The sequence below is a fragment of the Methyloprofundus sedimenti genome (assembly GCF_002072955.1).
In the GTDB taxonomy this organism is placed as follows: Bacteria; Pseudomonadota; Gammaproteobacteria; order Methylococcales; family Methylomonadaceae; genus Methyloprofundus; species Methyloprofundus sedimenti.
The window spans coordinates 131,428-144,169 of record NZ_LPUF01000002.1; the positions used below are offsets into that span (position 1 = coordinate 131,428).

Sequence of the window (12,742 nt, forward strand, 5' to 3'; positions counted from 1 at the left end):
TTGTGCTGAATTTAAAGCTTCAATTTGCGAGCTGACAAAAATGGCTATTACCTGCTTGATATAATGACATAGATTCATCTTAGAGGGTCATCTATAATTAACTTGGTTGCCGAACGAATATTGAAAACTCTACGGCAATACTGACTTGATAAATTCCTGACAATGTCCGCATACCTATACATTTCCTTTATTAACGGTGACAAAGAATGAACGAGAACAGAGTAGCTACCCTTTTAATTGTAGATGATACCCCTGAGAACATCGATGTCCTTAATGGCATTCTTAAACAGGAATATAAAATAAAGGTTGCTTCTAACGGTGAAAAAGCACTCAAAATAGCCCAGTCTGAACCTGCTCCCGACCTGATTCTTTTGGATATCATGATGCCGGAAATGGACGGCTATGAAGTATGTAAACGCCTTAAAGCAAATTTCGTGACGGCAAAAATACCGGTTATTTTTGTAACTGCAAAAGGCGAGACAGCCGATGAAAGCCTGGGGTTTGATATTGGTGCTGTGGATTATATTACTAAACCCGTTAGCCCTCCACTAGTGCTGCGTCGCGTCCGTACACAGCTTTCGCTTTACGATGAAAAGCGCTTATTAGATGAAATGGTTAAAGAACGAACTAAAGAACTGGAAAAAACCCGCTTACAAATTATTCAACATTTGGGTCGTGCTGCTGAGTACAAAGATAACGAAACGGGTATGCATGTCATCCGTATGAGCCACTATGCAAAATTACTGGGACTTGCCCACGGCATGTCAGCTGAAGAAGCTGAGCTATTACTTAATGCAGCGCCTATGCACGATATAGGAAAAATTGGCATTCCCGATAGAATCCTTTTAAAACCGGGAAAACTAGATGCTGCTGAGTGGGAGATTATGAAAACGCATCCGCAAATGGGTGCTGAAATATTAGGCAGCGATAGCTCCGTATTACTCAATTTGGCACGTGACATTGCCCTTACTCATCATGAAAAATGGGATGGCTCCGGGTACCCAAATGGATTAAAAGGAGAAGAAATTTCAATACACGCACGTATCGTTGCAATTGCTGATACTTTTGATGCTCTTACGACGGTCAGACCCTATAAGCATGCATGGCTGGTAGAGGATGCAATCAATCTGCTAAAGAAAGGTGCGGGCTCAGATTTCGACCCCGAACTGGTGGATAAATTTTTAAGCATCATGCCACAAATTATGGAAATAAAAGATCAATACGCCGAGATTACTGTTGAGTACTTAGAGTAACTGAGTTAGATCATTAAATCTTTCCACTAATATTTGCAACTTAAATACAAGCTGAGATTGGTCTATATAATCCCCGAATTCATATAATAACTGCAACACCTCTTTAAAGGGTTAGATGGTATAGTTTCCGTCGACTAAAACCTGAAACTAAAAAGAGGTGCTCAATGAACACGTTTAACCATCTAACCCAAGAGGAAAGATTTTACATTTATACGCAACTAAAACAAGGCGTTTCTAAGAATCAAATAGCCATCACATTGGGGCGTCATAAATCGACTATTGGACGTGAAATTACGCGTAATACAGGTCAGTGTGGTTATCGTTACAAGCAAGCTGAGAGAATAGCTAAACAACGCCATATTGATAAGCCCAAAAACATCAAGATGACGGCTGAGTTACAACAGATAATAACGCCTTTAATCAAAGAGAAATGGAGCCCTGACTGTATTTCAGGACGCTTAAAACAACAAGGTAAGGACTCCGTCAGTCATGAGACTATTTACCGTTATATTTTAGCTAACAAAGCAGCCGGTGGCGATTTGTATACTTATTTGAGGCATCAAGCCAAACCTTATCGTAAGCGATATGGAAAAAATGATTATCGCGGAACGATACCCAGCCGTGTTGATATTGATGAGCGACCACAAGTGGTTGATGATAAAACGCGTTTAGGTGATTGGGAAGCAGATACTGTTATCGGTAAAGGACATAAAGGCGTATTGGTGACGCTGACTGAACGGGTCTCAAAGCTCAACTTCGCCATCTCAATTGAGCGTAAAGAATCTGAATTAACGAAAGAGGCGATTATCAATGCTCTTGAGCCTTTTAAACGTTGGGTTCACACGATTACCTTTGATAATGGACGTGAGTTTTGTGGGCATGAAGCCATTGCAAAAACACTCGACTGCGGCACTTATTTTGCCAAACCGTATCATTCGTGGCAACGAGGTTTAAATGAAAACCACAATGGCTTATTAAGGCAATACTTCCCTAAAAAAGAACCTTTGGATAAGGTAACTCAAGATGAGGTTGATAGTGCAATTACAGCACTTAATCATCGTCCAAGAAAAGGGTTAAATTACAGAACTCCATGGGAAGTATTTTGCCAAATAACGGGGGTTGATATAAATAAATCACAGGGTGTTGCATTAATTGCTTGAATTCGCGATCTTTCAGAATTTAGTCATTTTCAGATATAAAAAAGGCCCGTTGCTTTACAAACAACGAGCCCTGTATTGACTTGCTAACTTAGATCAAACTAGCATAAGCAATAAATACTTTAGAAATTATGATATTTTGCTTTAACTTTTTTGAAACGTTCAACTGCTTGTTCCATCAATTCTTCAGCTTTTTCATGTTGACCTTTTTTATAGGCTCCACGAGCTTTAGCAACTTTTCCAAGCGCTCTATCACGATCAGCTAACACGACAGAACTTTCAATTGTTTTAGCAGTTTGCTTAGTTTTCTTAAGTAACTGCATAACAGTCTCTTCATCAGTACCATCTTTCATAGCTGCTAATGCCGCTTCTGCTGCATCAACAGTGTCTGTAAGTGACTGCTCAACTTCAGCCTGAGTCTGATTTTCTACCTTACCTGCAGGTTTTGCCATTGCAGAAGGAGCCGCTGCAAGCATTGCAAAGCTAACAAAAAAAGCCAGTACTAATTTTTTCAATAAATCCATATTAGATTTCACCTTATGTAAATGATTATTATAATGTTGATGCATAATTAAATCTTACGCATGGTTAATATAATAACATAAATGAGGAAAAATAAATTTTAAATATTAATAACTTATAATATTTCAGGTTATTTATTATTTCTAACACTTACCCAGCAGTAATTCAAATATTCAACATGAAATCTGTACCTTATCCGGCTAGATTATATTGCTTCGGAATTAAACCCGGAACAGATAAGACGATGTTTATGCAGGAATTAACCCTTCACCGACAGTGACTACTTTAAGCGCATTTGTGCCACCTTGTTGCCCAGTTAAATCACCCTTAGTAATAATAAAGGTATCTCCTGTTTCGGCATAATTAAATTTCTTTAACAGTTCAATAATTTCCCTGTTCAGTTGCACATGATCTTGATCTTTTAATTCATAATAAATAGGTATAACACCACGATATAAAGTAACCTTGCCTAAAGTCTCTTCATGACCACTAAATGCAAAAATAGGCAAACCTGACTTGATGCGAGACATCCACAAAGGCGTTGAACCTGACTCAGTCAGCGCCACCAATCCTTGTATATCTGTATGATTAGCCAAATACATTGCCGCCATAGCGATCGCCTCGTCTACACGATTAAAACGCTGATTAACCCGATGTTTAGACACGCTGGCACCATGCTGCTGATCTGTTTGCATACAAATACGCACCATCGCTTCAACAGTTTTTACTGGATACTTGCCGGCTGCCGTTTCCGCTGAGAGCATAATCGCATCAGTACCATCTAATACGGCATTTGCGACATCAAAAACTTCGGCACGGGTTGGAATCGGATTGTCGATCATTGATTCCATCATTTGTGTTGCAGTAATCACCGCGCGGTCTAGTTGTCGTGAACGCTTAATTAGACGCTTTTGTGCAGCAGGTAAATTAGCATCCCCAATTTCCACACCTAAATCGCCACGCGCAACCATAATGACATCAGAAGCAAGAATAATTTCATCCATAGCCTCCATCGCTTCAGCCCGTTCAACTTTAGCCACAATACCTGCATAACAATCAACATCTGCAAGTAATTTACGTGCCAGATGCAAATCATCTGCACATCGAGGAAAAGAGACAGCCACAAAGTCCGCCTTAATCTTGCCAATAGTAATAATGTCTTCTTTATCTTTATCCGTTAGCGCAGCGGCTGATAAACCTCCACCTAAAAGATTAATCCCTTTATTATTGGATAAATCCCCGCCGACGATAACGGTACAGTGAATACGTCCATCCACCACATTAACAACATCTAACACTACTCGGCCATCATCCAGCAGTAAACGGCTACCTTCTTTTACTTCATTTACTAATGCCTCGTAAGTAATACCGACCTGAGTATTATCGCCCGCATTTTCATCCAGATTAATATCTAAAGCGAAGTCTTGTCCTTCATCTAGCCATACTTTCTTGTCGGCAAAACGCGCGATACGGATTTTTGGCCCTTGCAAGTCTGCCAGAATACCGACTCTACGACCTGTCTTTTTTGATAAGGCACGAACTGTATTTGCTCTATCTATATGATCTTGAGCACTACCGTGCGAGAAATTTAGACGTACTACATCAATCCCGGCATAAAACAGTTGTTCTAAAACGCCTGGAGCATCAGTCGCAGGTCCAAGGGTTGCTACAATTTTCGTTCTTCTAATTTCAGACATATATGGGGGTGGGGGTTATTAAGTTAACTATACAATGTAGTAATTCAACCACTGAAATAGTTGAATAATTTCAATGTCTATAAAGCGGGGTTTATCACTCTAAACTAGCGGTAGTCGCGGAGAGACAGGGCGAACTAAAGTCCGCCCTGCATCCGGCACAAGCAAATAAGGTGTTTATTTTGCGTTCATTAAGGCATGAGTCGTATCTAACATACGGTTTGAAAAGCCCCATTCGTTATCATACCAGGCAAGCACTTTAACTAATGTACCATTAACCACTTTAGTCAAACTTGCTTCATAAGTAGATGATGCTGGATCATGATTAAAGTCCATTGATACTAGAGGCTTAGTATTAATATTCAACACACCTTTCAATGGGCCAGCCGAGGCCGCTACCAATAACTGATCAATTTCTTTTTTAGTTGTAGCTCTTGAAGCAACAAAAGTTAAATCGACCACTGAAACATTGATAGTGGGTACACGCATTGCGAAACCATCTAATTTCCCTGCCATTTCAGGCAAGACTAGGCCAACCGCTGCCGCTGCACCTGTTTTTGTAGGAATCATTGATTGAGTCGCTGAACGCGCACGACGTAAATCCGGATGATACACATCCGTTAACACTTGATCGTTAGTATATGAATGGATTGTAGTCATTAACCCGCTTTCAATTCCGATACCATCTATCAGTGGCTTTACTAACGGAGCAAGACAGTTTGTAGTGCAGGAAGCATTAGAAATAACCGTATCAGATGCTTTTAAAACATCATGGTTCACACCATAAACAATTGTTGCATCAACATCATTGCCACCCGGTGCTGAAATAATGACTTTTTTAGCTCCCGCCGCAAGATGAGCTGACGCTTTTTCTTTAGTGGCAAAAAAACCAGTACATTCATGTACTACATCAACACCTAGCTCGGCCCATGGAAGTTTTGCTGGATCTCTTTCTGCTAATACTCGAATTTTATCGCCATTTATAACAATATATTCACCTTCTACACTGACTTCAAAAGGAAATTTTCCATGCACAGTATCATATTGCGTCAAATGCGCATTCGTTTCTGCATTACCCAAATCATTAATAGCAACAACTTCAAACTCACCTGTACGGTTTGTTTCATACACTGCACGCACAATATTACGACCAATACGACCATAACCATTAATTGCAATTTTAATTGCCATTGATTGTTCTCCTTGAGATAAATGTAAAATGTATCCACAGCTTAATTGTAAGTGCAGAAATCCTTCAAACTATACCAAATTTTCAACGGGTTCGTCTATGGAATTTAAAACCTAATATAGAATAAAAATGAATAATTCAGAATTAGCCACCTTCTTTCCTGCATTGCAGCTCAAAATCGCAACAAGCAGCCGAACACATATTATTTATCAAATATGAATTTTGGTTTTATTGACGCTTAACTAAAGTTTTTTGACACACTGCTTATTAAACTAGCAAAGCTCTGGCGTACAAACTAAAACCTAACTCTCGTCCAGACAAATTGTTACAATATTATTGTTACACAACATCCATTACAACTACACGAGTGCCACTACCCATGCCTGTATCACTGAACACACTTGAAATTATCATCCGCAAGGCTGGCGAAATTGCCCTAAACCAATTTAATGACTTACAGAATTTACAAATCACACAAAAAAATCCGCGCGATTTTGTCACCGCCGCTGATGTTGCAGTAGAAAAATTTTTAAAACAGTCGCTCGCTCAGAAATATCCGGAATATGGCTTTTGGGGTGAAGAAAGCGGACAAAGCGAAAACCAGGCTCAACGCTGGATTGTTGACCCTATCGATGGCACGCACTCTTTTGCCAAAGGACAGTACTTCTGGTCGATCAGTGTCGCATTAGAAATTGATAATGAGCTAATTTTTGGTGCCGTATACGCGCCTGCATTAAACGATTATTACTGCGCAAAAAAAGGCCAGGGTGCGTTTAAAAATAGCAAGAAAATCAATGTTTCTAATGAAACCGATTTAGGTAATTCGATGATTGCCACAGGTTTTGCCTGTTTACGCTCTTATCTGGAAGAAAATAATCTGGAGCGCTTTTGCAGAATTGCTCAAAAAACCACGGGGCAACGACGTTTTGGTTCCGCCGCAATGGACTTATGCCTGGTCGCTGATGGTCAAGTTGATGCCTTCTGGGAACAGGAATTAAACTTATATGATGTTGCCGCAGGTGCGCTGATCGTGCTGGAAGCTGGTGGCACAGTAACGGATTTCAAAGGAAACAAGGGAGTATTTCCTAAACAAATTTTAGCCAGTAACGGGACAATCTTAGAAGAGCTTTTACAGTTAATGTAGGTCTGCGGTAACAAGCATCGTAATTTGGTAAGCCTGGGCATTGTTAATTATGCCCCATTCAAACCCATGGTGTCTGGCACTTCTATGCAAATAAAAATAACCATTACTTAATCCGTGGTTCCCGACTTACATTTAATGATAGTAGACGTTGAATAATGTCCGGGGCTAATTAGTACTTTAACGAAGTTAGCGCCCTCGACGTCCTGCTTTAGCCGTCTCGAAACCAACCTTTAAGGGTTTACCGTTAAAATCCTTGCCATCTAAGCCGGATATTGCTGCACGAGCCTCATGGCCTTCCATTTCGATAAAGCCAAAACCTTTACACTGACCAGAAAAAACATCCGTGACTAGCTTCAGCGAGCGCACAGTTCCAAATTCAGAAAACAAAGCCTCAAGCTCTGATTCACTTGTGCTGGCGGACAAATTTCCAATAAATAGTTTTTTCAATTCTGTTTCCCTTTGGGAGTATTTATAGAGGGGGGATTAATATATTAAACCACAAAAAAAGAACCCCGCCGGAGCGGGGTTCTGCGTATCTAAGGCGTCTTACCTTAGGCAGCTGTAACACTCGTAGCTTGAGGACCTTTAGGACCGTCTTCTACTTCATAAGAAACCGCTTGACCTTCATTTAGTGTTTTGAACCCAGTACCCTGGATTGCACTAAAATGTACGAATACATCAGCGCCGCCATCATCCTGAGAAATAAAACCAAAACCTTTAGCCTCGTTGAACCACTTTATAGTACCTGTAGCCATGTAACTTTACACCTGAAATAAATTAAACAAATAGGGAGTTGCGTACAGCTAGTGAAACGGGGAATCCAGAAGGGGGTAACACGGAGGGAACAACCATTACTGCCAATTACAAAATCTGTAGCTTGGTATACTATATGAGAATTCAAAGTACTTTACCAGAAATATTTGATAATTCAGTGATATATATACCTAGCTTAAGCTCAATTGCGCAACTATAGTACACTGCTAACGTATGTAATCAGGAGCTGAAACCTAGCTACAACAAGCGATGTAATATCATATCGACACAACAACCGAGAAAAATAAGCCGCTAAAAAACTATATTGAAGCAATGCCTATTATAAGTACAATCAAACCTTATTTTACCTCACCGCCATTAGATTAGATTAAAATGCATTCTACCCTCAATTTATTCCAAACCCATGAGTCAGAATTCAACTAAAAGCGTAAATCATCATCAATTACGCAAACTATTGCTGCAAATTCTTCCTGCTGATTCTATTTTGTATCAGCAAGAAGATCTCAGACCTTACGAGTGTGATGCCCTGTCGGTTTATCGGCAAGTACCTTTAATAGTTGCCTTACCTGATTCATCAAAACAAGTGCAAAACATAATACGTCTATGCAATAAAATAAATTTGCCCGTTGTAGCTCGAGGCGCGGGTACAGGATTATCTGGCGGTGCATTACCTTGTGAGCATGGACTTTTACTTTCTCTTGCCAAACTAAAAAACATTATCTCCATTAATGAAAAATTACGTACTGCTTGCGTTCAGCCTGGCGTTCGTAATCTTGCGATTTCACAAGCCGTAGAACACCTTGGCTTATTTTATGCGCCTGACCCATCGTCACAAATCGCATGCACTATCGGCGGTAATGTAGCTGAAAATTCAGGCGGTGTGCACTGTTTGAAATATGGTTTAACTGTACATAATATTCAGCAAATAAAAATGGTCAGTATTGAAGGTGAGCTAATCACTATTGGTGGGGACGGACTGGACTGTGCTGGTTATGATTTGCTTGCTCTAATGACAGGCTCTGAAGGCATGCTGGGCATTATTGTCGAAGTAACAGTAAAACTTTTACCCAAACCAGAATGCGTACAAACATTATTAGCTGCATTTAATGATATAAGCAAAGCAGGCACCGCAGTAGCCAATATTATTTCAGCAGGTATTATTCCAGCCGGCCTGGAAATGATGGATAAACTGGCTCTTCAAGCCGCAGAAGATTTTGTCCACGCGGGTTACCCCACAGAGGCTGCAGCTATTTTATTATGCGAATTAGACGGCAGTGAAATAGAAGTTACCACACATACTAATGCAGTATGTGAGCTTTTAAATAATAGCGGCGCCACTGAAGTACGCATTGCACAAGATGCGCAACAAGGCCTCATTTTCTGGAAAGGTCGTAAAGCGGCCTTCCCGGCAATAGGTCGTCTCTCACCCGATTATTACTGCATGGACGGCACCATTCCTCGAAAAAGTCTAGCCACAGTATTGCAAGCTATGGCGGATATGTCGCAACAATATGGCCTCGCTATTGCCAATGTTTTTCATGCAGGCGACGGTAATTTACACCCGTTAATCCTTTATGATGCCAATATCCCGGGAGAACTGACACGTGCTGAAGAATTTGGCGCTAAAATCCTCGAATTATGTATTAAGGTTGGTGGCACGATAACAGGCGAACACGGAGTAGGTATGGAAAAATTAGATCAAATGTGTGTGCAATTCAAAACAAATGAACTCACTCAATTTCATGCAGTAAAAGCAGCATTTGATCCTAAAGCTTTATTAAATCCGGGCAAAGCAGTGCCAGCTTTACACCGCTGCGCCGAATTTGGAGCTATGCATGTACATCATGGCAAGCTTCCTCATCCCGAGCTGGAACGTTTTTAATGCACAATACTCAAAACGACTTTAGCAAACAGCTACAGAACGAAGTTCTGCAAGCTATCGCTACGGGTAACACTTTAACTATCCGGACAGGTGGTTCAAAAGACTTTTATGGTCGTAGAGTCACAGCTAGTAATATATTAAGCATCGCAGAACACCAGGGCATTATCAGTTACGAACCCACTGAACTGGTGATTAAAGCACGCTCAGGAACACCCTTAAAGGTAATCCAGCAGGCACTGGCAGAAAATAAGCAAATGCTGGCGTTTGAGCCCCCTGCCTATAATGAAAAAACAACTTTAGGAGGAACGCTGGCAGGTAATTTTTCAGGTCCGCGTCGCGCCTATAATGGTGCTGCCCGGGATTATGTATTAGGCTGCACAATCCTTAACGGCAAAGCTGAACTCTTATCTTTCGGGGGCCAGGTAATGAAAAATGTTGCCGGTTATGATGTTTCCCGCCTAATGACAGGAGCGCTAGGCACATTAGGCGTGATCATGGATGCATCCATAAAAGTAGCGCCTATGCCAGAAGCTGAGATCACATTCATGCAAACTATTTCTCTTGATGAAGCTTCAACCAAACTTCACCAATGGTCACGTTTGCCTTTACCTATTAGTGCCAGCTGTTTTTATCAGGATAAACTCTATATTCGACTGTCCGGCACAGAAAAAGCCATTGATAAGGCGGGAAAAACCATAGGAGGAAATCAGTTAAACAATGCGCAAATTTTCTGGCAATCAATAACAGACCAAACGCATTCTTTCTTCCAAAGTGAACAAGCCTTATGGCGACTCTCAGTAGCATCAAACACCGCTGTTCTTTTTCCACAAGAAAACACCTTATACGAATGGGGCGGCGCGTTACGCTGGTTAAAAAGCAATGCAGCACCAGCAACAATCCGTTCGGATAGTCATTTAATAAATGGGCACTGTATACTGTTTCGTAGCACTGGTTCGCATAATGAAATCTTTCAGCCCTTACCCGCGCCCTTATTAAAATTGCACCTGCGTTTGAAACATGCTTTTGACCCTTATGGTATTTTCAATATTGGTCGCATGTACCCTGATTTTTGAAAAAACTTACTGTAGCCTGACTATTTTATGCAAACCAAAACGACAGAATTTCTTTTAAATTCAGCACTAGGCCAGGAAGCAGATAATATTATACGCTCCTGTGTGCATTGTGGATTCTGTAACGCGACTTGCCCAACTTATCAATTATTAGGTGATGAACGGGATAGCCCGAGAGGACGCATCTATTTAATAAAACAAGTCCTTGAAGGCCATGCGACTAGCCGCAAAACACAATTGCACCTGGACCGCTGCCTAAGTTGCCGCGCCTGCGAAACTACCTGCCCGTCTGGCGTACAATATGGTCATTTAGTAGACATAGGCCGTCAACTAATTGATGATAAAGTCACTCGCTCAGTAACGGAGCAAATAAAACGCTTTACACTTAGAAAATTACTGCCCTACCCGCAGCGTTTTGCCGTTTTATTAAGCACATTACAATTACTTAAGCCTTTACTGCCTGAATCATTAAAACAACAAATACCTGCCAAGCAAACTAGCAGAATAAAAATTGATTATCATTCACAACAGCCGCTTCAAACCCGAAAAATGCTGATATTACAGGGTTGCATACAATCAATAGCGACACCGAATACCAATAGCGCCGCAGCGAATATTTTGCATAAACTTGGCATAGACCTAATATCGCCCAGGCAGGCAGGTTGCTGCGGTGCTGTAAGTCAGCATTTAACCGCTGAGCAGGAAGCCCTGAATTTTATGCGCAGTAATATTGATGCCTGGTGGCCCTATATTGAGCAAGGAATTACTGCTATTGTGATCACTGCCAGCGGCTGTGGCGCCATGATCAAAGAATATGCTTACCTTTTAAAGCATGATAGTCAATATGCAGACAAAGCAAAAAGGGTCAGCGAATTAGCTAAAGATATCAGCGAAATTCTAGTAGCAGAAGACTTACCCTTAGCCCGCATTAAACCATCAATTCATAATATTGCTTTCCAAAGCCCGTGTTCCTTGCAACACGGGCAGAAACTCGGTGGTGTCGTCGAATCCATTCTCACTCGCTGTGGTTTTAAACTTTGTCAGGTTGACGACGCGCACTTATGCTGTGGCTCTGCAGGTACTTATTCCATTTTACAAACTGACCTGGCGCAACAACTATTAGATAACAAACTTGCTACTCTGCAAAATTATCAGCCCGAACTGATAATCACGGCTAATATAGGCTGTCAGTTACACTTACAAAGCCAGTCCAGTATTCCAGTTAAACACTGGATAGAGCTTGTCGATGAAAGTTTTACTTAAGCTGAAAAATCAGTTGAGCGCGAAGTATAATCGCCAACTGATTTTTCCAGATTTATCAAAAATGTATCATGTAAGAAAATTAAAGACTAAACATACATTATGTTCAAATTTCTACCCGGTATTATTTTAATCCAACTGGTCACCAGCGGATTGGTAATCATGTCACTTAATTGGTCAAATGATTTTCAACTGCTTATCGTGATGACCATGATTGCTTTTATTTGCGCCATTTTATCCGCCTTCTGGTTTTCATCCATTGCGCGCAATATTTACCATGACCAACAAACAGCATTGCGCGAAAAACACGCACAGGATCGGGAGAATTTTTTAAAGGAAGCCGGAGAAGAAAAAGCCAGTGCAATCAAAGAAAAATCTCAAATGCAGGATATGCATGCTCGTGAACGCGAAAGAATACTGCTGGAAACGGAGCGAGAAAAAAGCAATATCATTGCACAAAGCTATCAGAAAATTGAAAAAGAAACCCGAAAAGCCCATGCCAAAGCAAATTTTAAGGTCGGAGCCGCTGTTGCTACGGCTGCCTGTGCTGGTGGTATTTTAATTTTCAGCCAATTAGTTACCGTAGGCGTAATGTTTTTAGTCGCCTCAGGAAGCGGCTTAACTGGGTATATTCTACGCGCCAGACAAGAGCGATTAACGCGCAATAAACAAACACTTATAAACGAACAGCGTTTATTAACGGATCAAACAAATCTTCCAGGAATCAACAAGCCCAGGCAGCAAGATAAATCTTAGTTTTATATAATTCCGTGCAAGCGTTTGTTCATAAGGCGAGC

Annotated in this window: 12 protein-coding genes; 7 read left to right on the forward strand and 5 right to left on the reverse strand. The window is 40.9% G+C overall.

All coding sequences use genetic code 11. The annotated features are described in order from the left end of the window. Positions 1 to 206: 206 nt before the first annotated feature. Together AU255_RS13500 and AU255_RS13505 are read left to right on the forward strand one after the other, a co-directional pair. Positions 207 to 1,253: a response regulator gene (locus tag AU255_RS13500; protein WP_080523467.1), complete on the forward strand. Its 1,047-nt coding sequence runs from the start codon at positions 207 to 209 to the stop codon at positions 1,251 to 1,253. Between the two features lie 164 nt (positions 1,254 to 1,417). Continuing rightward, the gene (locus tag AU255_RS13505; RefSeq protein WP_143735847.1) at positions 1,418 to 2,413 is read left to right on the forward strand and encodes an IS30 family transposase; all 996 of its coding nucleotides are present in this window, start codon (positions 1,418 to 1,420) and stop codon (positions 2,411 to 2,413) included. Between the two features lie 119 nt (positions 2,414 to 2,532). Here AU255_RS13505 and AU255_RS13510 read toward each other — a convergent pair whose 3' ends face one another. From AU255_RS13510 to gap, 3 genes are all read right to left on the reverse strand, one after another. Then, a complete protein-coding gene (locus tag AU255_RS13510) occupies positions 2,533 to 2,979 on the reverse strand; it encodes a hypothetical protein (RefSeq protein ID WP_080523468.1) in 447 nt (148 codons plus the stop codon). A 201-nt stretch (positions 2,980 to 3,180) separates the two neighbouring features. Beyond that, a complete protein-coding gene (gene pyk / locus AU255_RS13515) occupies positions 3,181 to 4,629 on the reverse strand; it encodes a pyruvate kinase (protein WP_198942639.1) in 1,449 nt (482 codons plus the stop codon). 174 nt (positions 4,630 to 4,803) lie between these two features. Beyond that, positions 4,804 to 5,817, reverse strand: a complete 1,014-nt coding sequence (gap, locus tag AU255_RS13520; RefSeq protein WP_080523469.1) for a type I glyceraldehyde-3-phosphate dehydrogenase — start codon at positions 5,815 to 5,817, stop codon at positions 4,804 to 4,806. Positions 5,818 to 6,194: 377 nt separating this feature from the next. Between gap and AU255_RS13525 the strand changes: the two genes are divergently transcribed. Beyond that, positions 6,195 to 6,959, forward strand: coding sequence for an inositol monophosphatase family protein (locus AU255_RS13525; protein WP_080523470.1), 765 nt, complete (start codon positions 6,195 to 6,197; stop codon positions 6,957 to 6,959). A gap of 186 nt (positions 6,960 to 7,145) precedes the next feature. On the opposite strand, the gene AU255_RS13530 is transcribed toward AU255_RS13525, so the two are convergent. After that, entirely contained in the window at positions 7,146 to 7,406 is a 261-nt protein-coding gene (locus tag AU255_RS13530; RefSeq protein WP_080523471.1) for an RNA recognition motif domain-containing protein, read from the reverse strand. Positions 7,407 to 7,510: 104 nt separating this feature from the next. Continuing rightward, positions 7,511 to 7,714 carry a cold-shock protein gene (locus AU255_RS13535; protein WP_080523472.1) on the reverse strand — a complete coding sequence of 68 codons (204 nt, stop codon included), beginning with the start codon at positions 7,712 to 7,714 and terminating at the stop codon, positions 7,511 to 7,513. Positions 7,715 to 8,136: 422 nt separating this feature from the next. Between AU255_RS13535 and AU255_RS13540 the strand changes: the two genes are divergently transcribed. The 4 genes from AU255_RS13540 (at position 8,137) to AU255_RS13555 (ending at position 12,701) form a co-directional block, all read left to right on the forward strand. Continuing rightward, entirely contained in the window at positions 8,137 to 9,615 is a 1,479-nt protein-coding gene (locus tag AU255_RS13540; RefSeq protein WP_080523473.1) for an FAD-linked oxidase C-terminal domain-containing protein, read from the forward strand. Next, entirely contained in the window at positions 9,615 to 10,688 is a 1,074-nt protein-coding gene (gene glcE / locus AU255_RS13545) for a glycolate oxidase subunit GlcE (RefSeq protein WP_080523474.1), read from the forward strand. The genes AU255_RS13540 and glcE overlap by 1 nt, the downstream gene beginning before the upstream one ends. A 27-nt stretch (positions 10,689 to 10,715) precedes the next feature. Beyond that, on the forward strand, positions 10,716 to 11,948 hold the full coding sequence (glcF, locus tag AU255_RS13550) for a glycolate oxidase subunit GlcF (protein ID WP_080523475.1): 1,233 nt from the start codon (positions 10,716 to 10,718) through the stop codon (positions 11,946 to 11,948). Between the two features lie 99 nt (positions 11,949 to 12,047). Continuing rightward, positions 12,048 to 12,701: a hypothetical protein gene (locus AU255_RS13555; RefSeq protein ID WP_080523476.1), complete on the forward strand. Its 654-nt coding sequence runs from the start codon at positions 12,048 to 12,050 to the stop codon at positions 12,699 to 12,701. The last annotated feature ends 41 nt before the right edge of the window (positions 12,702 to 12,742 follow it).